General features: G+C 61.1%; 11 protein-coding genes. 3 read left to right on the top strand and 8 right to left on the bottom strand.

Features of this window, described 5'->3' with window-relative positions:
• Window positions 1-119: 119 nt before the first annotated feature.
• A complete protein-coding gene (locus ACILSI_RS07260) occupies window positions 120-1,850 on the bottom strand; it encodes an ABC transporter ATP-binding protein (RefSeq protein WP_395721196.1) in 1,731 nt (576 codons plus the stop codon).
• Between ACILSI_RS07260 and ACILSI_RS07255 the strand changes: the two genes are divergently transcribed.
• The 3 genes from ACILSI_RS07255 to ACILSI_RS07245 are packed head-to-tail and all read left to right on the top strand — an operon-like array spanning window position 1,781 to window position 5,248.
• A complete protein-coding gene (locus tag ACILSI_RS07255) occupies window positions 1,781-2,686 on the top strand; it encodes an RDD family protein (protein WP_395721195.1) in 906 nt (301 codons plus the stop codon). The two genes, ACILSI_RS07260 and ACILSI_RS07255, sit on opposite strands and share 70 nt — an antisense overlap.
• A 34-nt stretch (window positions 2,687-2,720) precedes the next feature.
• Window positions 2,721-3,713: a glycosyltransferase family 2 protein gene (locus ACILSI_RS07250; RefSeq protein WP_395721194.1), complete on the top strand. Its 993-nt coding sequence runs from the start codon at window positions 2,721-2,723 to the stop codon at window positions 3,711-3,713.
• Window positions 3,710-5,248, top strand: a complete 1,539-nt coding sequence (locus tag ACILSI_RS07245) for a hypothetical protein (protein WP_395721193.1) — start codon at window positions 3,710-3,712, stop codon at window positions 5,246-5,248. The genes ACILSI_RS07250 and ACILSI_RS07245 overlap by 4 nt, the downstream gene beginning before the upstream one ends.
• A gap of 37 nt (window positions 5,249-5,285) precedes the next feature.
• Here the strand turns inward: ACILSI_RS07245 and ACILSI_RS07240 are convergent, their stop codons facing one another.
• The 7 genes from ACILSI_RS07240 to ACILSI_RS07210 form a co-directional block, all read right to left on the bottom strand.
• Complete coding sequence (locus tag ACILSI_RS07240) at window positions 5,286-5,654, bottom strand: hypothetical protein (protein WP_395721192.1); 369 nt, start codon at window positions 5,652-5,654, stop codon at window positions 5,286-5,288.
• A gap of 66 nt (window positions 5,655-5,720) precedes the next feature.
• Window positions 5,721-7,280, bottom strand: a complete 1,560-nt coding sequence (locus tag ACILSI_RS07235; RefSeq protein ID WP_395721191.1) for a glucose-6-phosphate isomerase — start codon at window positions 7,278-7,280, stop codon at window positions 5,721-5,723.
• A 149-nt stretch (window positions 7,281-7,429) separates the two neighbouring features.
• Window positions 7,430-9,199, bottom strand: a complete 1,770-nt coding sequence (locus ACILSI_RS07230; protein WP_395721190.1) for a hypothetical protein — start codon at window positions 9,197-9,199, stop codon at window positions 7,430-7,432.
• An 18-nt stretch (window positions 9,200-9,217) separates the two neighbouring features.
• Window positions 9,218-20,647, bottom strand: coding sequence for a filamentous haemagglutinin family protein (locus ACILSI_RS07225; protein ID WP_395721189.1), 11,430 nt, complete (start codon window positions 20,645-20,647; stop codon window positions 9,218-9,220).
• An 8-nt stretch (window positions 20,648-20,655) separates the two neighbouring features.
• Window positions 20,656-21,558: a peptidylprolyl isomerase gene (locus ACILSI_RS07220; RefSeq protein ID WP_395721188.1), complete on the bottom strand. Its 903-nt coding sequence runs from the start codon at window positions 21,556-21,558 to the stop codon at window positions 20,656-20,658.
• 1 nt (window position 21,559) lies between these two features.
• Entirely contained in the window at window positions 21,560-22,255 is a 696-nt protein-coding gene (locus ACILSI_RS07215; RefSeq protein ID WP_395721187.1) for a hypothetical protein, read from the bottom strand.
• A gap of 2 nt (window positions 22,256-22,257) precedes the next feature.
• Window positions 22,258-24,198, bottom strand: coding sequence for a putative porin (locus ACILSI_RS07210; protein ID WP_395721186.1), 1,941 nt, complete (start codon window positions 24,196-24,198; stop codon window positions 22,258-22,260).
• Window positions 24,199-24,208 lie beyond the last annotated feature (10 nt).

Below are 24,208 nucleotides of genomic sequence, written 5' to 3'. Positions count from 1 at the left end.
GTCTTTCCAGGGACTACGAGCGTCTGGCCTCGACTCTGACCGGCATGCACTGGCTGGCCTTCGCAACCCTCTTGCTCTCTTCTCTATTCGGCAAAAGTTAATAACAGGCTCTAACAGTCTCAAGCCTGCCCGGCGGCGATCAGCGAGGTGCGGCAGAGGCGGGCGTACATGCCGTCCTGGGCGATGAGTTCGTCGTGGGTGCCTTGTTCGATGATGCGACCATGGTCGAGGACGTAGATGCGGTCGGCATTCCGCACGGTGCTGAGGCGGTGGGCGATGACGAAGCTGGTGCGGTGGGCCATTAGGTGCTCCAAAGCCTCCTGAATCTGCCGCTCGGTTTCGGTATCCACACTGGCAGTGGCCTCGTCGAGCAGAAGGATGGGCGGATTGCGCAGCAGAGCGCGGGCGATGCTGATGCGCTGCTTTTCGCCGACGCTGAGCTTCACGCCGCGTTCGCCGACGTGAGTGTCTAAAAGGTCGGGAAGGCGTTTGACGAAGGCGTCGGCGTTGGCGCTGGCCAGGGAGGCCCAGAGCTGCTCGTCGGTGGCGTCACGACGGCCGATGACGAGGTTCTCGCGCACGGTGCCGTTGAAGAGGAAACTCTCCTGCGTGACGTAGCCGATGTTCCGCCGCAGCCAGGCTTTGTTCAGCTCGTGAACAGGAGCGCCGTCGATGGTGATGACGCCTTCATCGTATTCGTAGAATCGGGTGAGCAGGTTGATGAGCGTGGACTTGCCCGCGCCGGTGGGTCCAACGAGGGCGATGGTTTCTCCAGGCCGCGCCTCAAGGCTCACGCCATGCACGGTGGGCGTTTTGCCTGCGTAGCTGAAGCCGACATTCTCATAACGAACATGGCCGGTGATGGCAGGCAGCTCGCGCCCGCCCTGGGTATCTGCCTCCGGCTCAGCATCGAGGATATCAAAGACGCGCTCCCCAGCGGCGCGGCCGGACTGGAGGATCTGATTGAGCTGGTGCAGGCTTTCGATGGGATCGTAGAAGAATTTGAGCAGCAGCAGGAAGGCCGTGAGATCACCCGCGCGAATCTCCCCCGACATGAGCTGACGGGCACCGACCCACAGCACGATGACCATGCCGATGCTGGTCAAAAAGTGCATGCCTGGACGGTAGATGGCCCAGATGCGCATGACATGCAGCGTGGCTGTGCGCAGGGCGCCGCTCGCGCGGTTGAAGCGCCCGTGCTCCTCGTGCTCCATGGCGTAGGCCTTGATCTGGCGCATGCCGGAGACGTTGTCCTGCAGCAGGGAGTTCATGGCGCTGCTGGCGCGGCGCACCTTGCGGTGGCGGTCGCGCGAGGTGCGGGTGTAGGCCAGCGCCCCGGCGATGAGAAACGGCAGAGGAATGAGCGCATACAGCGTCAGCGTGGCATCCGCCTGCCACATAAACACCCCCACGACGACGATTTGCAGCACGGAGACAAGACCCTGCTCGATGCCGTCGATCAAAACGCGCTCCACGGAAGGGATGTCCTCGGCCACGGTGGTCATGATGTCGCCGGAGGGCCGGTTGTCGAACCAGCGCAGCGGGAGGGTCTGCAGGCGCTGGTAAATGTCGCTGCGCAGATCAAAGATGACCATCTGCTCAAAGGTGTTGTTGAGCTGGATTCGCAGCGAATTGAACAGATGCTGGGCGAAGTAGGCGGCCAGCGCGTAAAGCGCCAACGGCGTAAGGCGTTCCCACTGCTGCCCAGGCACCACCACGTCCAGCACTTCCCGCGTGATGTGTGGAAACACGATCACCATGAGCGTGCCGATGATGGCACATGAAATCTGTGCCGCGCCGAGCAGAGGGTAACGGCGCAGGTAGGAGAAGACGCGAAGAATGGTTTTCAAATCGGGAGACGGGGCTTGATGCGGTGGGCTTAGCAGCTATCAAGCATACGCCCCACGGCAACCTGCAACCCATGAAATACCACATTGCACGCGGCGAAGAACAGCTCGGCACCTTCAGCGACCTGGATGTGAGCGCCGGCCTGCGCAACGGTCGCTTCCAGCCCACCGACCTGTGCTGGGCGGAAGGAATGAAGGACTGGCAGACGCTGGAGACGCACATGAAGGATGTGGCGGAGGAAACCGGCACGGCACAGCCTCCGGTCATTCCAGCCATCGCCGCCCTGGAGGCGGAAGTCCGAAAAGACCGTGCCAGCAGGCTTGAACAGGCCTCGCTCGGCCAGCGGCTGGCCGCCGCACTGGTGGATTTGGCCTCAATATTGGTCCCGATGATGATCATGTTCACCGTGCTGATCGACGAACGTTTCGAGGCGGAGATCCGAACCATCCAAAACGACCCACAGGCGGTCATGGACGCCTTGCAGCGTCAGATTGAAAAAATACAGTCCACGGGAAACTCCACCCTGATGATGCTGGGCTGGTTCATGGACGTTTTGGTGATCACCAACATCATTTTGCTGACCGTTCGCGGCCAGACGCTTGGTAAACTCCTCCTCGGCATCCAGATCGTGCGTTTCTCGGATGATTCCAGGGCCGGATTTCTCAAGGCAGTGTTGTTGCGCAGCCTGCTGTTCGTCCTCATCGGCTTTTTACCACACATCGGGCCATTCCTTTTGATCGCCGATGTCCTGCTGATTTTCAGGGCCGACCGCCGCTGCTTGCATGACTTCATCGCTGACACCCGGGTCGTGACACGCGTAAAAAAGGGATCGCTCTAGAACTACGGCCAATCCTCACTCATCCTGCTATCCGATGACCAGCCAGATCATCAAATTTTGCGTCGTAGTCCCATGCTACAACGAAGAAGCTGCCATCCCAGTGCTGGCACAGCAGATCATTCCAGCATTAGAGGAGGCCACCGGCGGATCATGGCGTGTGTTATTGGTGGATGACGGCAGCAACGACACCACAGCCCGGTGCATTTGGGAACACAACGCAAAGGATTCACGGATACAAGGAATCCGGCTCAGCCGAAATTTCGGCCATCAGGCGGCACTGACAGCAGGACTCAGAGAGGCCCGGGGCGAGGTGATTGGCATCATCGACTGTGATTTGCAGGATCCGGTGGCAGTGCTGATGGAAATGTATCGTCAAGTCAGCGAGGAAGGGTTTGATGTATGCGCCGGAGTGCGAGGCAAACGTGAAGAGACACCGCTCTGGTTGCGCTGCGCCTATGGTGGTTTTTACCGCCTGATGAACTGGATTGCCGAGCACCCTTTCGTCATCGACTCAGGAGACTTCAGTGTCTTCAACGGCAGAGTTCATCAGGCGATCATTGCGTTGCCAGAAGCCACGCCAGTGTTGCGTGGGCTGCGCACCTGGGTCGGCTTCAAGCAAACGACGGTAAGCTATCAAAGGCCACCCAGGCGGCACGGCAGCAGCAAATACAACTTTGTGAAGCTGGCAGCCCTTGCGGTAAGAAACATCGTGAATTTCAGTACCGCGCCGCTGCGTCTGGCCACGCTGGTGGGACTTGTCACAGGACTGGTGGCGCTCATTGCAGCGGCCCTTTTCACCGTGAACCGGTTTGTTCCGAGTTTCCGTCCTTTTGGCTATGACATCAATGCGAATGCCGGCACTACCACCATTGTTCTTTACCTGTCCTTCATTGGCAGCGCCATCCTGTTCTGCCTTGGGATCATGGGAGAGTACATGGGAGTGATGATCAAGGAAATCAAAAGGCGGCCGGTCGCAGTGGTGGCGGAGAGGACGACTGAGGAAAATCCCACGCCCGCACATCAATGAACCCTGCTTCCTCCAAGGCGCCGCCACAGCCGGGCTGGGCCATCTGGCGCGGCGGACGGTTCTTTTTCATCGCCGCAGTTTCAACCTTGGTGGCGCAATTGATTTTGCTGAGCATGCGGATTCAAGGCAGCATTTCATGGAAACTGCCGCTGCTGGTGATGACATCCGGGCGGGAGGAAGAGGCACTGTTCGGCATCTGGAAGGCTGCAAACGGCCAGGAAGTATATGCCCCTTGGGATGCGCCGCCATTTGCCGCAAGCTACTACAACTGGCTGTTTTACCAATCCTACGGCGCGGTGTCCGCTTTTGTCATGAAGTTGATGGAGCTGGATGATGTCTGGCTGCCCACCATCGCGCATACGCTGACGTTGGCGCTGCTTCCGATCTTGGCCGTCTGCTTCTGGCGCAATTTCACCGCGCTTGCCATCGGCAGTTCGGAGGCCAGACGTGGTGCCGTCATCATGCTGGCAGCGATCATGGCCTCGGGACCGCTGATGGGCTGGTGGCTTCTGGCAGCCCGGTCTGATGTTGCAAGCCTCTGTTTAGAGCTTTTCGCTTTTGGGTTGTGCTTGGAGTACATCCAGAAGCCAGATTGCAGGAAGCTCGCCGCTATTATCCTTGTTTCATATACCGCATGGAGCTTTCGGCAGATCAGCGTCCATGTCATCGGTGGATTCTGTCTTTTCCTGCTGCTCAAACAATGCCACCGCGCCTGGATCTATGCCGTTCTGGGCACGTTCGGGTTGTATGCGGCAACAATGATCACCGGCGGTGAAGGGTACCGCGCAAACATCATTACCGCCAACACCGCCTGGCCTGTCTCCGCTCAAATCGGGCTGCAAAATCTTTTTTCGGCCTGTGCGAAGGCACCGCTGCTGCCGGCCGCAGGCCTGGTGCTTGTCATGGAATTAGCACGCTGGCGCTCGAACTGGCCCAAAATGCCGGCTCATCTTCTTCTCACCATTCTGACTGTTTGCTGGAGCCTGCCATGGGACTGTTTTTGCTGCAGCAAGATGGCGGCATCGGACAATTACTTTTTCTTCTCCATGGCGGCTTCTGCAATGTTGCTGTGGCAGTGTTTTCTCGGACGAGGACTTTGTTTTCAGCGGAATGAGACGACCACCAACCTGCTCACATGTCTTGTTCTGCTGCAAGGAATGGCCACACTGCTGCCGGTCTTGCATATTCGAGGAGAGACCAATCTGCTGGCATCTCATTCAGAGCTACAACATGCGCGTGAAATCCTGCGACAAGCTCCAGCGCCCGCTTTTGCCTCGCGGCCTGAGTGGAACCTGCCGTGGATCAACCCCTCGCCACCACATGCGGTGTTCACAGCATTGATTGACGAGGAATATATCGGCTCCACAGCCCTCAAAAAAACATCAGCAACGTTTAACGACTGGCTGGCATCGAATGTGTTTTCCTCGATTGTCCTGGATCGACGTCACCCAGGTCCCCTGGATGAAAAACAGCTTCGCACAGTCTTTCGTAAAGCATCGCAGTCAGGTTCGGTTGAAATGCACGTCCGAAACTGAGGGCGTCTTTTGTTTCTCCCGCCGAACGGGCTAAAACTCAGGGCAGCAGCCCTCCCCCTCGGCGGGCGGGCTCTGGATTGTTCCCCTGGATCTTGTTGATCTCGCTCATGCTTTCACGCTCCTGCTTCGACAAGGCTTTGGCGCGCTCACGAAACGGATGCGTCACACCCATCACGAAACAACTGACGTCTGCCACCAAGATGATCATGGCGATGACAATGCCGTACTTCTTCAGCGCCTCGTCGATGACCTTGTTTTTGTTCACGGAGAACTTCTCCGACTTCGAGAACATGGACTGGAACAACCGGCGCCATCCACGCGGCTCACGCGCGATGCTGAACGACCAGATGAACAAGGCGGTCAGGATCACGCAGGCGATCTGATACTGGATGGGAATCTCGCGCATGTGGCCGGGGGAAGTAGAGGGTGCGACGTATAGCGCCCGTGAAATACGTCTGCAAACAAGGATTTGTCACGGAGCTGTGAAACGATCCTCGGCTGGCGAACCGCCCAGTGAAAGCCTCGCCCCGCCATTAGCGGCAAGGTGAGTAAGCATGTGGAAGGCATCCTCGGCGTCGATGCCCAGTTGCGCGGTCACCTCTCCCGCACTCAAGCCATTCCCTGTCAGTGCATTGCGCACCTGGGCAAGCTGCTTGAGGAAATCTGTGGCGGCTTTCTTTCCCGCCTCCACGCCCGGCTGATGATAGGCGTTGATGTTCACGAGGCTGGCATAGAAACCAACAGCGCGCTCAAACAGGCCCACGAGCATGCCAAGGGTGAAGGCGCTGACCTCCTCAATGCTCAGCGTCACGCTTTCACGGCCTTTATCAGCCAGCGCCTTGCGTGTGCCACGCAGGAAGCCTTGCAAGTAATCGCCGCTGGTGAATCCGGGATCGACTTCGAGCGGAGCCGTGTCCCTTGCTTTCCGCACCTCGATGAAGGTGGCAAAGAAATTGTTCACGCCATCGCGGAGTTGCTGCACATAGGCATGCTGGTCCGTGCTGCCCTTGTTGCCATAGACGGCGATTCCCTGGTTCACCACCGCTCCATCGAGATCATGCTCTTTGCCCAGGCTCTCCATGACAAGCTGCTGGAGGTATTTGCTGAACAGCACCAGCCGGTCTTTGTAAGGCAGCACCACCATGTCTTTGAGGCCCTTGCCGCCACCGGCGTGATGCCACATCAGCGCCAGCAGCATCGCCGCGTTCTCAGAAGCGGGGCGTGCTCGCGTTTCCGCGTCCATCGCCGCAGCTCCGGCCAGGAACTGGCGCACATCCACGCCTTGCAGCGCTGCCGCCAGCGTGCCCACCGCGCTCATCACGCTCGTGCGGCCGCCGACCCAGTCCCACATGGGGAAACGAGTCATCCAGCCCTGCGCGATGGCATGTTTCTCCAGTTCGCTTCCCGCGCCAGTCACGGCCACCGCATGCTTTGCGAAGTCGATTCCCGCCTTCTTGTAGGCCGCCTCGGCCTCCAGCATGCCGTTGCGCGTCTCCTTGGTGCCGCCGGACTTGGAAATGACCAGCGTCAGCGTGGTGGCGAGCTCACTGCCGATCTCGGCCAGCACACGATCCATTCCATCGGGGTCCGTGTTGTCGAAAAATGAGATCGCCATCGGCGGATTGGCCGGGGTAATCGCCTGCGCCACCAATTGCGGCCCTAGGGCCGAACCGCCAATACCCACCACCAAAACGCGTGTGAATTTTTGCCCGTTCGCGGCCTTCACCACGCCCGCATGCACGTCTGCTGCGAATTTCAGCGTCGCTTCAAGTGTGCCGTCGATTTCCTTCTTCAATGCGGCATCCGGGGCCAGTTTCGAGTCCCGCAGCCAGTAGTGGCCCACCATGCGGTTTTCGTCGGGGTTGGCGATGCCTCCCGCCTCCAGTTCACGCATGTCCTGGAACGCGCGCTCAACTTTCTCAGACATGCGCGTGAAGAGTCCGTCGTCATGGCCCATGCGGCTGATGTCGATGGAAAAACCGAGGCCCGGATAACGGACGAAAGACTTCTGAAAGCGATCCCAGTGGCTCATATGATAACGAAGATGTGTGCGTTGATGGTTTGAGGTTTGGCGTGTTGCGGCTGGGCACGCGTGAGCGGTCAAAAAGCACTTCCCATGCCGCCCCGCAACCTCTTTGGCCGGGTTGTCATGCGTTCACCGGCCATGGGACGCTCAACAAATCAACGTGCTTTGTCGAGGAATGCGAGTTCCTCATGCAGCAGCAGGGTCGAAGGAATTTTTTCGGCGATCTGGTAAGCTCGGTCCGGTTTGCCTGTGAGTGAAAGCAGCCCGGCGACGACTGCACGCTGGCCTGGAGGCAACGAGGCGGTGTCGCCAATGTCGGCAAGGTGCTTCGGGATGGCGGAGAAATCTCCGATCCGGTAGGCGGCCAGAGCGCGCAGCAATCCGGGCGGCACACGTTCCAAGGTGATGGTGAACATGGCGCGCAGGTCGTTGGGCCCTTTGTGGCTTGTGACATCGACGGTTTCAATCTCCTCACCCAAAATCAGTCGCAGGTAAGCCAGACGGTCGGCATAGGCGGCGCTTGCAGGACGCAGTTCCAGCAGTTTGCGGCTCACCTTGAGCATGAGGGAGGAATCCTTGGCCAGCAGCGCGCATTCAAGGCTCTTTTGCAACAGGCCGATGGCATTCTCTGCGTCAGCCCTGAGGCCGGCTTCGCGGTAGGCGACAGCCGCGATGTCCGCCAGATTGAGTTTTGCAGCCAGGGATGCGGCGGCCGTGAAGGTTTCAGGGGTGCGATCACCCGCAGCAGCCTTGAGAGTGCCCTCGATCAACTGACGGGACTCCCGCAGGTCCGGTTGCAGATGACTTTGAACCTCAGCCATTGCCAAGTCCACGAGACTGCGTGAAACGGGCACCCTGGGAGCAGACAGGAGACTTTTCAGTTCATCCCATCGCCTTGCTTGAGCCATGGATTGCATGAGAATGGGATAAAGCTCACGGGATTTGACGGCCAGCTCCTGCGGCACCAACTGGAAGACCTGCTCCGACTGCCCTTCGGTCATCAGCCAGTAAGCGATCTGCTCCAGATTGCCGCCTTCGTCGGACTGAAAGCTTTTCACCTCCTGCGCCACCAATGCATCCCGCTGCCCTGGCAGCAGGCGCATGAGCGCGGAGATGATGCCCAGCCTGACCGGCAGCGTCTTGTGAGCGTGTGTCCCGACGAGTGCCAGTAACTCATGCGCCTCGGCGGCGGTAAGCAATGGATCGGCCGAGAGCCTTCGCACCGCATCCATCGCGATGGCAGTTTCGAGCCGGGCAAGCTCCCACAGTTGCGCATGGGCATGGCGGCGGATTTCGACAAACGGGCTTCTACCGTCTTGCTCCGCGATTTGCAGCCTTGCCTCGGGTGTGTCCGCCGTGTTTTCCTGCGTCGCACGACGAGACAGCTCCTGCGCCTCCTGCTCATGTCCCTCCGATTTCAAAATGACGGACAGCAGCTCAAGCGCAGGCTTCCGGGTGCTCACACTGAGAGGCAACTGCTCATACACCGTGCGCGCTTCGTCCGTTTTGCCGGTGTTGGCGAGAGTGCGGCCGAGCAGGAGGTTCTCTTCCTCGGTGAGCGTCGTTTTTTCCGCCAGTCTGCGCAACTGCTGCGCCAGACCGACGGGATCAGAGTTGGAGAGTTTCAAAAACTCCACCACGACACGAATAACCTCCACATCCTCCGGTGCCCAGCGCCGGGCCGCGATGGTCTGATCGGCGGCGCGGCCCCAATTCTTGGCCTCAAGCGCCACATGGGCCTCGCGGGCACAGCGGCGGCCGAGCGCGGCCTTCACGGCGGAGGCGGCAGGAGTCCAGGCAAACCAAACAAGGAGCAGTGTGACGAAGGCACCGAAGATGGCGATGCTGAACCGCCCGACGCGCTCCGGCGGCGGTGTCATCTCGGGGATCTGCTGCTGCTCGTCGGGATTGAATTGGAAGGCCATGGTGATTGTCAGGGCGGTTTATTCGCCGGGTTCGTTGCGCTTGCGCTCATCCTCACCAGACCCGCCGCCGTAGCCGATGACTTCGACAGAGATGATGGAGGGCATTTCCTGAGCGGTGGTCGGCTGCGCCTGATTCTGCTGCTCGGACTGGGTGGTGGCGGAAGTAGTGGCAGCACCGGCGGAAGCGGCACTGGCGAGGCCGCCCAGACTTGGTGAAGCGACGGCCGGGGCGGATGGTGTGCCCGCGCTGCTACCGCCGACCGAGATGTTCGACGAGTTCAAGACGATGGTGGCGGCGATGTTGAGATTGCCCGTGGCACGGATGCCCGCATCGCCCGCATCGACCGCGCCAAAAGGAGCGATGAGATCGACATTGCCGGGTGCCACGCCTGCCACGGTGGCAAGCACACCGATACCACCGCCCGTGGCGAGACCGGCCAAGTCAGTGCGGACACTAGCGCTCTGCGGGTCGATCAACACGCGGGTGGGCGGGGCGGACTGCACCGTCTTGGCGGAGGAACCGGCGGCGATGTCTCCCGAGGAAGACCAGATCATGATGTCCCCGCCGCGCAGAGTGAAAATACGCGAGATGCCGATGCTGACATCCCCTTCGGTGAAGATGGAGATGCTTCCGCCTGCCTCGGTGATGATTCCCGGCGGTGCCAACGTCTCGCCAATGAGGGTCGGGGCGAGTTGCAGGCCACCATTAGGAGCCAGGATGCTGATGTCACCGCCGCTCTTGGTGCGGATGTCACGCGCTTGGGTCTGGATGGTGCCCGGACTGGTCCTGGGGAAAAGCGCGGCTATGGCGGCAAAGCCCTCGGTGTAAGTGCCAGCGTTCGGACTGTCGGGGTCATTGTGATCACGCCCGGCGTCACGCAGAACGAGGTAAAAGAGCGCCAGTGCAAGCTGCTTCTGCTGCTCGGCGGTGAGGGCCGGATCATTCAAATTCACCGAAGAAACCCCAAGGATTCCCGCCAATTCCTGAAGATAGCGATCCCCGGCCGGGCTGGTGGCAAAGTTCGCGATGAAGGTGTTGAAGTCCGCACTGGTGCTGCCCAGGCCCGCCGCCGCAGCCCCCATGCCGGCACCGATGATGATGTCCGCGCCCTCGAATGGGAGATAAGGATTGCGGCCATTGCCAATGCTGGTGACGCCGACGCCGGTGCCATCCGAGTTGTTGGAGCCAGTGCCTAGATTGATGTCACGGCCGGCGAGCACCTGCAGTGTGCCAGGACCGTTGATCTGAATGTCTCCCGACTTTGGCGTCTCACCAATCGCGGTGAGGTTGTCTGTGCTGACCGCCTGGGAGCGGAGCACCGAGTTGGCGTTGTACGCAATGATGTCGCGCCCGGCTGAAACCACGCTCAGGTCGGTGGAGCGCACATTCTGGATGTAGAATTCGATGTCACTGATGTCACGACCCGAAAGGATGCGGGCGGATTTGGCCGAGAAGAGCGTGAAACCGGAGAGATCGCCACCCGCCGCGTAAAGACGCGCCGGCGAGGTGTCGGCGGCGTGAAGCAGACCGGACGCGTGCAAAGTCTGCTTTGCCTGGGTGGAGGCAAAGTTGCCGGTCGTGGAGCCGGATTCGTTGAACAGCGAGTTTAGGTTGTTAAGGAAGGTGCTGCTTGTCTCCCGGGCAGTGCTGTTGTTGAGCGGCACGGCCGGATTGAGGTAAGTCTGGTAGTAAGCAAACGGAGATAGCGCGCCAGGAACGGCGGAGGGCTTAACATCGGAAAGGTTCAACGTGGCCGCAGTCCAGACATTCGTCTGCCCACCTGGTATGATGGAAGAAGACACCCCCGAAGGCCTGAGACCGTTGAGAGAGCCACCGGCGAGCAACTCCAAGGTGCCGGTGGGCGAAGGTGAAAATGTCATGCGCCCCACCAGATTGATGTCACCCGAGTAAGCGCTGGCCCGAAGTGTTCCTGGCATGAGATTGGTAAGCGTGCCGAAGGGATCCACGTTGGTCTCGATCAAACGCAACCAGGGCTGGTAATTGGCGGCCGAACTGGAGCTTAGTAACAGCTCGTTTTTCATCCAGAGGCTGAGCATGGATTCCGGCGTGCTGGTCAGCGGCAGGGTGGCGGCCTGACGGAAGGTGATGTCCCCACCGAGCGAGGTGACACCCAGACCGCTGCCGGCCGTGTAGGTGGAGAAATAAGTTTTGTACCAGTGCTTGTTGTTCACGCCCTGTGGCAGCAGCATGGTGTTGGCCACGGGTCCCAGCAGGATGTCCCCACGGGCGCTGATGTCGAAGGTGCTATTGCCGACAAAGAGCGTGGTCGGCAGCCATGTGTCTTCCGGCAGGATGCTGGCAGAGCCCCCCAGCCTTCCGAGCGAGGGCGAGCGTGTCGAATTGGTGGTGATGGCACCGTCCGCCTGAAGGACTCCGGTTCCGCGTTCCACATAAAAAACACCGCCATCGATGTTGCGCCCCGCTCTGACCGTCAAATCACCACCACCGAGTTCCAACAAGTTCGCCACACTGGGCGTGCCGCGCACGGCACGGGCGTTGGTGGGCGTGTGGGCGCTGACGTTTTGCACATCGTTGCCAGCGGCGAGATTCACATGGCCGCCGCCGAGCGCGGCGATACCATCGAAGAAGTTGCTGAAATTGACCCACCAGGTGGTGGAAGCCGCGACGTCATTGACGCGCTGCAAAACCGTGGCTTGAACCAAGGTGGCACCGTACGCGCCCGTGCCGTCCACATAGCCTCTTCGCATCAACCAGTTGTTCGGAAGCTGGCGCTGTGAATCCAGGATCAGATTTCCGCCTGTGTCACGCGTGAGATGCACGATGTCTGCCTGCGCGTTCACACTCACATTGCCGCCGGCCATGCTGTACTGCGCCGGGTAAAGCTGCTGAACGGCACCGAGAGAGTCCCCCTGGGGAGGCGTGCTGCCAGATGAGGGCGTGACGATGGGAGCGACGAAATCTCCGGCGGTGAAGACGTTGGTCACACTCGGCACCGTCACACCGGCGGTGTAGATGGTGGCGAATTGATTGAGCAGTTGCACGTCGCGCCCGGAGAAGATTTCGATTTCTCCGGTGCCGGTGCGGATGACCTGAAACCGGTTGGAGACCGTGGGACTGCCAGTGGTGGCGGTGTTGTTGGTTGGATTGATGGCCAGGCGCGTCAGCGCGTTGGTGCCCGGCGCAGTGTTGATGCCCGCACTGGCTGGAGTGGCCTGCCCCGCGTCCTTGCCAAGCAGGAGCGAGCCAGTTCCGGCACCGAGACCGGCCAGCGGCGTGACTTCGCGGAAGTTTACCGCAGAAAAATCAGCCCCCGCAGCCATGCGGTAGCTCCATGACTGGCTGTTGACGGGCAGATTGTTGTTTCGTGCCGTCAACTGTGCCATCCACATGCGCTCAACGATGGGAATACTGCCGCTGGTGGCGACGGTGAAGCCATCGCTGAGCGTGTTGTAGAATTCGAGATTGCCTGCTGCACGCAGGGTCAGCACACCTGGAGCACTTTTGGCACCGTAGCGGAAGGTGGCAAGGTTCCAGTCGTTCGTGGCAGCAGAGGTGGTGGTGCCCAGCACGAGTCCGCCGGTTCGGTTCACGATCTCCGCGCCGGGAGCCAGGACCAACACGGACGCCAGCCCGGCGTTGTTGGCGAGCAGCCGGTTGGTCATCGCAGTGTAATTCGCGACGGTGGTACCGGCGGCCCCCATGAACGCTTGGGAGTTCGTGTGGATGCTGGTCTGGATCGCGGAGGTGATGGTGCCGCCTGAAGCGGTGAGATCGTAGAGGCGGTAACCTTCCACCAGAATGCTGGAGGCGTTGATGATGCTGCCATTGATCGGACTGACGAGCACATCGTTGAAAGCGGCGTTTTGCGGCGTGCGCAGGTGCAGCGTGCCGGTAAACTGGCCGCGCTGGGCGCTGCCCGCGTTCGCGGCAGCCACCGAGAGTTCAATCGTGGAGCCGGAGGCCACATTCAGCTCGGCGGAGGTGTTGATCGTGTTGCTGACATATGCTCCGGCCTCCAGCCGCACTGATCCGCCCTTGCCTGCGCTGTCAAAAAGCTGCGCGGCCACAGTAAGCTGTGAGCCGGAGACGAGCGTGACACTGTCTCGGGCGATCAAATCAATCCGCCCTCCGGTCTGGCCTGCGGCGTTGATGGTGCCGTTCACTGTGATCGATCCCTGATCCACGCCCAGCATGAAACGGCGGGCGTTGACGGTGCCGTCGATCACCACGCTGCCCGTGCGCACGCGTAAAGCACGCTCATGTGTGAAGGCACCGTTGTTGAGTTTGTCATTGAGCGCCGTGAACGAGGCAAGGCTGCCCACATCAAGCTCCACAGCTCCCCCCTGCCCTCCTTGCCCGCCCTGCCCCAGCAATGTGCCGTCGAGAGTGAGCACCCCTGTGGCGTTCACGATCAAACGCCCCGCGTCTCCGCCAGCGGCTGCCGCGGCCACATTGACCACCCCCTGCGTGCCGAGCGTCACCGCTCCGGCATCGGCCGAAAGCGTGATTCGTCCGGCATCGGTGTAACTCACGACATCAAAGAACGTCCGCGCCACTCCACCGACATCCAGCCTGCCACCGACATTGAGAGCACCGGTTCGTGCGCGCAACGAAAGGATGCCGCTGGGCAGATACACGTCCGTGTTGGCGGTGATGCTGGCCCCTTCAAACGCCACCTGCGCCCCCAGACCTGGACTTAAGGGTGTCAGCACTGATCCCACGGGACGTTCAAGACTCAGCGCACCATCTGCGGCGAGGGACTGCGTGGCACCGTTGCCAGCGTTGAAGAAGGGCGTGACGACATTCAAATCCCCGCGAACGCGGAAGGAACCGCTGCCCTGCATCCAAATGCCGCGCGCGGCGTTCAGGCCCACGGTGGTGTACTGGCTGACCACGAGCGCGTTCTGCCCGATGGTGAGCGTGTTGGCGGTGATTTGCAACGCACCGCTGACTCCGGCCACGACACCGGGGGCGACCCCATTCGCACGATTGTCGAGCAGGATGTCTGATGCGGCGATGCTGACCGTGCCGCCGCCGTGATTGAAGCCGCGAATCTCCCCGGCACGCAAGGCCAGCGACCCCGTGTTGGAAAACAGACCCGTGCCGTAGAAGTCCAGCGAGGAGTAGCTCAGCAGGGACAGCGCGGCGGTGTTTTGCAGGCCCGTGAGCACCGCACCGCCAAGCACCAGACCGGTGGTGGGCTGCAAAGCGCCGGGATTGGTCAGTTGCACACTGATCTGGCCGCTGCTGAGATTGATCGACTGGCCGAGCAAAAGCGCCGCAGGGTCCAGCGTGCTGGCGTTGGTAGAATCCAAGGTCAGGCTGGCCCCGTTCAGCAAAACTCCAGCACCCACGTTCAGCGCAGGCAGCACCGAGGCCGTGACACCGGTGCGGGAAAAAGCCGCAGAGGCCAGGCCGCTCACTCGCACGAGCGCTCCGTTGCCATTGACGGCGAGAGAATCCGCCGTGGCCGGCACACCGCTTTGCGTGATGACCGCTCCTGGCGCGAGCGTGATGACACCCGTGGCCGCGAGGATCACATCCTTGCCCGTCAGCGGGGCACCGGCGTTGTCGAGCGTAAGATTGCCGGTGCGCACGGTGATGGTGGCGCTACCGCCAGCCAGGGTGCGTTCACCACCGATGAGCAGACTTTCCGCGTCCCAACTACTCAGCAGCGTGGTGTTGAGCACCAGTTTGCCAGGCTGCAAGGCCGCGCCAGGAGCAGCCAGAATAATTTCCAGTGGACTGCTGACATCCACGAAACCACCACGGCCGTTCATCGAACCACCTGCGGCCAGATTGCCCGTCAGTTGCATGCTGGTCACAGCGCTGAGCACCGCCTGGCCTGCGTCCAAAGGCACACGAGTCACCGGCAGGCTCAGCCGCTGCTGCGCAGCCGGAATGAAACTGGAGGCCGTGAAATCCGTGAACTCAGAGCGCGCCCGAATGACCTGCTGCGGCGCGATCTCAAACTGCTGATAAACCGTGCTGGTCGCGGCAGCATTGAGTCCGTTAAAGCGGTAGCCCGAGGCCAATGCCGCGCCGTCAGGTTTCAACTGGGTGCCAACGGGCGTGATCGCATCCGGCGTCACGAGCATCGCTCCCGGGAGCAGCGCATAACGCGCTGGAAGCAACGTGTACACACCAGCGGGCAGCAGGTTGTTGCCTTTGAGAAAGATCTGATCCCCCACGGCCAGGCTCTCGTTCACATAACCGGGATCGCCGCCCAGGTTGTCCGCGAACAGTCCGACATCCGCAAAAGCTCCGTAGGGTGCAACGAGAGAATTGTAACCCGGCAGAATGGCAAAGCGGGTGGAACTGGCGAGGATGTCCTGCGTGCCGCCATTGCCCTGGACCCAGCGGTAGGCATACAACTCGCCCCCGCCACGGATGTCGATCAGCGATCCTGTCGCCGTGGTGACATTGCCGGCCGAAATCCGCACCGATTTGCCTGGCGCACCCGTGCTGGTGATGTCGAGACCGGTGGGATCAATCCAGTTGGTGCCATCCTTCACGATACCGTAAGGAAGCGTCACCCCCAGGCCCGTTTGCGGATCAATGGCAGACACCGACGTCACACTTCCCGCCGCCAAAGTGACCTGCTGCGTCACAGGCACGTTCGTGTTGGTGACCAGCCCCTTCGGAGCCGTGCCAGAACCATCCCATCCGAGCAGGATGCTTCCCAACGGAGCGCGAAGCGTGCCGCCCTGCGTGATCGTCGAGGCAAAAATGTTCAACCGTCCGCCGCCAGAGAGCGGAAACTCCGGTGTTTGTCCGGAGGACAAGATCGTGACCGAGCCGTTCGTTGGCACACCGCCATCGGTGTAGTTGTAAGCCGTGATGGTGAAGGTGGAGGCAGTCGTGGGGTAAACCTGTCCGGCAGTGACGGTCAAATGCCCGGCCATGTCGAAATAACCATTTCCACGCAGATCCTGCCGCGCCGTCAGACGGGCCCGACCGATGTTTTGCAAGGAGAGGAAACCGACGTCGATGTGATTTGCCGTCACTTCCAGTCTGCCGGTGCCAAAGGTGGGACTGAAGTTGCTGAACACCTCGCCAAAGCCCGGCACTGACAGGATGTAGGGATTGAGCAGTTCCTCGTCGCGGGTGGGTTTCATCAACGGACGTCCCAACGCCACATGGGATGCGCTGAGTTGTGTCAGCGCGTCCGCCGCCAGCACGCCGCCGTCAGCCACCTTCAAAGTTCCACGCGCGGAAACAGCCACCGCACCGCTAAACTGCACGTTTCCGGCCAGGGTGAGCGAGTCAAAGCCGCCGTTCTGGAAAGAATTCACACCGACATAACCCAGATTCACGATGCCAGCGCCGAGCGCCTGGCCCACCACGTCCTGTCCGGGCACAAAGACCGGCTGCGTGAACGCGCTGATGTCCTGCGCGACTCTGAGATTGATGTCTTTATCATCCCTCGTCGCTCCAGGAGCAATGAAGCGCCCGGATGACACCGCAAGCATGCCGCCCTGGCCGTTCGGACCTCCTGCCAAACCGAGCAAGGTGGCGGCGCTGAACAAAACCTCGCTGCCTTTGAGCGAGATGGATCCTGCGTTGCTGTCGCTGCGTGTGGCCACGGATGACCCCAAGGCCAGGCGTGGCGGCGCGGTCACACCCGTTGCGGGGAAAATCGATGCCTGGGTCAGCCCGGCGGCAAACACCGCCTCATTCACTCCTGCTTCCTGAAGCAGCAGGTCAAGCATGCCTGTGGTGCCGGAGACATTCAGCACCGCGCCCGCAGCGGCGACGATGTTGCCGCTCACACTGATCGAACCACCCTTGTGGACGGTGCCAACACGCCGGCCATAGGGATCATCCAGCAGCACCACCTTGCCAGCGGTGGAGATCCGCGCTGTCGCCCCCAGATGCACCGTGGCATACGCTGTCGCAGGAACCGTATTCGAGGGAAACTCACCCGCTCCGGTGATCGAGACCGAGCCACCCGGCGCGATGATGGTCCCCAGTACCTCCACCGTCTGCGCATTCAAGACCACACCACCCAGCGCGTCGAGTTCGATGGAGGAACCCTCGCCAAGCTTCACCCCGCCACGCAAAACCATGAGGCTGGTCACAAAGTCCAGCACACCCGGCGCCTCGAAATCCAGGCTTACCGGCGAGCGATAACCTTCCGTTTTCAAAAGCGTGTCCACCTGCATCGCCCCTCCCTGCGGATTCACCAAAACCTGCATGCTATGCGCCACTGGGCGAATGATCGTGCCTGCGCTGAGGATCACTCCTGGGGCAAAGATTTCCGTGCCGCCCGGAGGCGTGATGTCCACGCCGAGGCCCGTGAGTTTGTAGCTGGTGAATCCGCCGCTGCTGAAAAATTCCGGGGCCAGCAGCAACGTGTTCGCCACTGTGGCCGCTCCGCCGATCTGGATCACCGGGGCCAGCAGCGTCAGCGCACCGCCTTTCGCACCTGAAAGCCCCAATAAACGGCCGTCCAGTTGCAAGCTTCCGCCCAGCAAGGATCTGAGCATCGGATCACGGCCAGCCTGTACCGTGATGCCACCGGCGTTCGCATACTCGATGTCACCATTCTGGTCGATGTGGAACCCACCGCTGACCTCCAGCAGGCTGCCACTGAGAATCTGCGCCGTGTGCGCGGCAATGCTGATGGTGCCGCCGACCATGGTGCTGCGATGTGTGCCAGTGGCTGAAAGCGTCTCCAACGGCACCACAAAAGCGGTGGCGGATTCCATCCGGTCATCGACCACCAACCCCGCCGCGCTGAGCACGGCCGCACTGCCCACAGTCACCCGGCCCCGAGTGAGGTTCACGGGTGGAATCACAGCCCCAGGACCTGTGGCCCCGAGGATGGCGGTGGTGTAAGGCGAGACATTGTAGGCCGTGAGGCTGATCTGGCCTGCTGGAGCAAAGATGCGGCCCTGGATGTCCAGATTGGCGCCTCGCAGAGTGATCACACCCGTGGCCGGCGCGGCCAGCGTCACATTCAACGGAACCCGGATGTCACCATCGCTGTTGTCCACCGTCAGATTTCCAAAACCCTGCGTGGTGAGCAGCTCGGGAGAAAGCACCAGCCTGTCTCGACGCTCCTGGCGCAGCGCCACCGGGACACCGCCGCCAGTCAGTGCAAAGGGATTCGCCGCAGGCAGGCCGGAGGCACCTGAGCGGAACTCAATGGCCGGTGGCGTGGGGGAATAGAAAGGATACTCCAGCGGGGCGCGCAGAAGTTGCTGCGCGCGGAAAATGAGCGCCAGTGTGCTGCGTGCCGGCGCTTCTGACAATTGATGCGGCCCGGTCACGGTGTTGCCACGGAAGCTTCCATCCAGCGCCATGGCGGCGGCAGCGATCTGGACACCGCCCGCAGTGCGGGCACCATAAGTATGCGCCTCCTCGTAATGCGCTCCCGGCGTGAAGATTGCTCTCGAAGTGGTGGTCACACCCCAGCGAGCATCCGTAGTCGTGGTGACCGGGTCATACATCCCGTCGTACAACACATCCAGACGCGCGTCGGCGATGTCCACCAAAGTGTTCCCGACTCTCAGACGCGTGGTCTCAATCTGACCTGCTGGGAAGTCCAGATAGCCGCTCGACACATCCACCACCGCACCTTCCTGCATTACCATAGACTCCCCCGCGTTCATCGTCACCGTCCCGCCTGCCACGGTGAGCTGTCCCACGTTGCGCTCAATCACATTCAAATAGGCGTTCAGGTTGGCCAGAGGCGTGCCCACCCATTCCGTGCCGTCGGCGCGCGTGCCATGCTTGCGCAGATCCACCTTCACCTCCGCGCCACGAAGCTCGCCGTTGCGTTGCAGCGCCGAGTCCGCCAGCTCCGCCCCGCGCAAATTCACCGTGAGAATGTACTGGTCGATGGATGCGGCGATGCCAACCGATCCGGCCACGTTGACGACCGCGCCGCGATCCAGGTAAACCTGGCCGGAAGAGTTCACAAAAGTCTGGTCCGTGATGCCGGTGGTCAGCAGCAAATCCCAGACACCTGCGCTGATGACCACATTCGCGTTGGGAGCCAGCACCACCGAGCCCTGGCCCAAATAAACACCGAGCCCCAGCATGTTGACCTGGGACTTCAGCGCCAGCTCTGTTCCCACGACCTTCAACGCGCTGCTATACTCAGGCAAAATCTGGACTACCGATCCCGCCCCGGTTCTCACCACGCCGGTGGAGATGCTGGCTTGATAAACAAACGGCCGGCCAAAGGTGGCATCGGACGGCGTGTAGTTCGTGTTGGGGATGGCGTTGTATTCCGCCAGCAGGTCCACACGACCATTCAGCGCCGCCGAAGTGGTGCTGTTGATGAAGCCGTCCTGGTTTACGTTTTTGCCAGTGATCACCACACTGCCGCGCGGAGCCTCAATCAGCCCCGTGTTGGTGGCCGTGCCGCCGTAAGCTCCCACATCACCCACAAACACATCCAGGCCGCGCAGGGAAGGATCATCCGAACTATGAGCGTCAAATCCGACCTGCATGCCGGCAGCAAGCACCGTCTGACCGTCCGGCGTGCTGATCGTGCCCGCGTTCGTCACATTCGGGCCGATGAGCGCCACACGTCCGCCCACATTGGCCGAGGAAGTCGGCGCGGTGATGCGCGCCCCGGCCTGCACCGTCACGTTGCCGATGCGGCCAAAGGCCGGCACCGCAGGCGGCGTGTAAGCCGGTGTCGGGCCCTTGGTTCCGGCCGGCTGGGCATTGGCGGAGAAGAGGAATTGCGCGTCAGGATTGTTCAACAATCCGCGTGTGACCAAGTTTTCGTTCAGAGGCAGTGCCGAGGCCACCAGCGACCCCGTGTTCACCACGCTCGTGCCGCCGAAGATGATGCCGTTCTGATTGATGATGTACACCTGCCCCTGAGCCTCGATGGAACCCAGGATCTGCGTCGGGTTGCCCGAAGGGTCAGTGACGCGGTTGAAGGCGATCCAGGTGGCCGCGTCAGCTCCGCCCGCGCTTTGATCGAAGCGCACCGTGGTCTCCCTTCCCACATTGAACGTCTTCCAATCCAGCAGCGCCTGCTGCTGCGTCTGCTGGATGCTCACAATGGCGCGGGCATTTTCCAGAGACTGCTGAGGAGTCGTGGCCCCGACCGGCGTGCCTGTGATCTCCAGGCCACCGGCTCCGAGGCCGTTCGGCACGTCCGGCAAAGTTTGACCAGGAAAGTTGGGATTGGCTCCCAGATTGTTCGAGGTGGCCGCCAGCGCACGCGCGGCCTCCTGCATCGCCGTCACCGCCTGCAGGGCCATCGTGTTGCGCGCCAGCATGTCATTCGCGTTCGCGCGTGCCTGGGCGGCTGCGGCGGCGGTGTTGATGGCGTTCGCATCCGCCGCGCCTGCGGCTCCCGGAACGGCGGCAGAGCCACCACCCGCACTCGCGTTCATGCGCAGAATGTCTCCCGCCTGCGTGGTCGGCGTCAGCAAAAGCAGCACCACCAGCGTGTGGGCAAAGAACGATTGCAGCAGGGATAAAAAGCGCGTCATGAGCATGGTCAGGGTTTGATGACGGAGTCCCGTGGCGGGATTTCCTGGAGCAGCTTAGACAGCGCGACCTCGTTGATAGCCACAGGGTGCTTTTGCAACGTTTCCGCCACATAAGCCTGCATGTCGGCCCGGATCTTCTCCGCCCGGAGACGCTGCGACAGTTGCACACGCACCTGGTCAAAGATGGGAGTGAAGGGCTCACGCGCGTCGAGCACCTTGAGGATGTGCCAGCCGTCCTTGAGCCGCACCGGCTCGGAAACCACGTTCAAACGCAGTTTGGGCAGCGCCGCGAGGATTTCGGGCTGGATCTGCTTTTCGCTGAGCCAGCCGATCTCACCATCGCGCGCGGCGCTCTCCTTTTCCTCGCTCATCTCACGCGCCACTTGGCCAAAGTCCGCCTCCGCAGCCTTCAAACGCTTGAGAATCGCCTCAAGCCGCGCCTTGGCGGTCTTTTCAGCGCCCTCTTCTGGCGCGGCGATGAAAACCTGCGCAAGACGATAAGAGCGCGGCACGGTCAGCGCCTCACGGCTTGCTGTGTAAGCGGTGCGCAGCTCGCTTTCACTCGGATACCCCTCCGGTGGTCGGCAGAGAGACTTCAAGTAACTGTCGGTGATGGCCGCCTCCCGTGTGCTCTTGAGCAGGGGTTGGATGGCAGGCTCCACATCCCACTTTTTCTCCAGTGCCTCTTGGTAAATCACCCGCTGCACCAGCATGGAACATACCAGCTTGTTCAAAGCGGCTGGCTCGCTCGCCAGCGCCTCCTTGTCCATCGTGCCGAGGCCGCCGAGCGATTCCAAAACCTCGCGCTCTCTCAATTCAACGCCCCCAATGCTGCCGATGACCGGATCAGTGTCGTCTGCGGCACAAACAAGGCCGCAGGCGAAGATTAGACTGGTGTGCAGCAGTTTCATCTTAGCGTTGGGTTGTCGGCGCGGGCTTCTCTACCTTCGCGGCCTGTTCCTTGGAGACGGTTTTTGCCTCGGGGTTGATCTTGCTGTCCACGAGCTTGTCTCCGTAATCCTGAATCAGCGTCTCCAGCTTCACCCGCATGTTGCGCGTGAAAGGCTCGCGCGCGGCGATGGCCGTGCCGAGGCCGAAGCCCTCGTATTTGGACAACACCTCGCTGCCGATCTTGAACAACTCGTCGTTCTTACGCCGCTGGTCGGCGATGGTGCGATCCTGCAGGATGACACGCGCAGCCAGCTCAGCCCGCTGCGCCTCGATTTTTTTGGCCGCGTCCGTGATCTCCTGATGGCCTTTTTTCCAACTGGCCAGCGATGCCTGCAAACGCGCCTGCTCACCCTCCTGCGCCATGATCTTTGCCTTCAAGTCCCCAATAGTCTTGGCATCGACGTCCTTCTGCGCATTGCTTTCCTTGGCGAGCGTCTTGAACTTGGCATCGAGACTTTTGAGCTGTGCTTCGAGGTCCACATTCGCGGCCTGGAGCGTGGCGCGCTCGGCCTCGGTCTTCTGCTGCTGGATCATGACGGTGCGGAGCTGCTCGCGCATGCGCTTGAGCACGGCCATGGCCGGATCGGCTTCTTCTGCGGCATGAGCGGGCACGACGGCTAAGAGGGCTGCAATGATGAGTGAGTTGATGGGTTTCATGATTAGAATTTGGCCATGAAGTCGATGAGGAAGACGTCGGTCTGAAGCGGCGGGCCACCGATCTGCGTGGCGCTCATGTAGGCCAGGCGCATGAAGGTGCGCTTGGAGAGCGCCATGGCGGCGTTGAGGGTGTAGCCTTCCATGTTGGTGCCACCGCCGCCGAAGACGGAATCGGTGAAGCCATCGACCACGGCGTCGGACTCGACATGGCGGTAACCCAGGCCCACCGCCCAGTCGCCACGCTTGTCAAAAGCGGGGATCGACTTGCCCACGTTCACGCCCATGTACCAGGCGGTGTCACCGCCATCAAACGCGCCTGCACCACCACCGCCACGATTGTTGATCGCCACCGAACCGATAGCGTTCCGGTCAAAGGCCATATTTTTGATGTACTCGCCCAGCAACGAAACCTGCACCGGCTCGAAGTGATTGAAGTCCACACGTCCAGACCACGCGATCTGGCGGAACTGACTGGCAAGGCCGAAGTATTGAAACTGGTTGGTGGTGCCGAATCCGTTGAGCGCCGTTGGCGTGATGTTGCGGATCGGGCGGTAGGTGTTGCCCTTTTGCGCGAAGAGCGGGCGTGTGTCATCGGTATTGCCAGCAGTCGAGGTATTCAGCGGCACGAAGGGATCGGACAGGCGACCCTCAATGTTGTCCCACTGGTAGTAAGCCAGGCCCATCTTGACGTCGATGTCCTTGGTGATCTTGAACTCCACCCCAAACTGCGCCGCCATCAGGTACTTGCTCTGGCTCTGAAACTTGGTGGGGCTGTTAGAGGCATAGTTGAAGTCGCTGTTGAACACTGGAAAAGCGCCACCGGAGAGGAAGGTCTTGAAGCTCCGCGTCCACGCGCGGTCCACCTTCAGATAAATGCCGTCCAGGCCCACATCCTCGTCCCACATGATCTGGCTCGAAGTCATGAAGGGATTGTCAAAGCGGCCCAGCAACACCGTCACATTGGCATACTCCAGAAGGGAGGCCTCATATTTGATGAAGGCGCGGTCGAGCCACAGCTCGTACTTGGAAAAGTTGCCGCCCTGCCCCCCAGCACCGGCGGAGCCGAGCGTCTGGTTGGTGGAAACCGGAGAATTGTTCGCACCAGTGGCCATGCGAATGCCGGCGGTGAATCCATCCTCCAGATCAATATCAAAGCCAATGCGCGTGCGCAGGCGGGTGCGTTCACGGTTCTGGTCCACGTTCAACTGCGGGGAGAACACAGCGCCGGAGACATCGAAAGGCGCTCCGGTGTTGATGGCATTGAAATTGGGAAAGACACCGGTGTTATTGTTGCTATCCGCGAACATGTACTGGTCGTAGCGCATGCGGATGTCTCCAAACATGCGGATGCGCTGGGTCCATTCGGGCGCGGAATTGGGAGCGGCCCACTTTTGCTCTCGTGCCTGGGCGAAGACCTCGGCGCGGAGCTGGTCACGAATCTCGGCTTTGACCGATTCCGGGATGTAAGTCACACGAACCTCGTCAGGATCGGGCTCAACGGGCGGCATGGTGCCCTGCGCCATGACGGCGGCCTGGGTGTCCGCCAGCGCCTGGGCCTGAGCCTTGGCGAAAGTGGCGTCTGCTTCCGCGCCTTGGATCAAATCAGCGGCCTCGGCCTGCGAGAGCACGCCCTTTTGCACGAGACGGTTGATGAGGTTCAAGGTCACGTTCTGCGAAGGCGTGGCCAGCAACGGCTGCGGCGCGGGCGCGTTGGGATCTGGCAGCACGGGCGCGGTTGCCGCTGGATCGACGGAGATGGGCGTGGTCACGGGGCCTGAAGGCGCTGGAGATGCTGCGGCAGGAGCAGGCGCGGCATTTTCCGCCAGCAATGGCAGGGGCAGGGCGGGTTCCTGCGCATGCATCAGCACAGGCTGCATGGCGGCGCACAGAGAGGCGGTGAAACAGGCGAACTGGCGTCGCCAAACTTGGGAGTTGTTGAGCATGAGGGGGCTT

It is taken from the genome of Prosthecobacter sp., from assembly GCF_044232965.1.
Taxonomy (GTDB): domain Bacteria; phylum Verrucomicrobiota; class Verrucomicrobiia; order Verrucomicrobiales; family Verrucomicrobiaceae; genus Prosthecobacter.
This window is presented reverse-complemented; position numbering and strand designations above follow the sequence as displayed.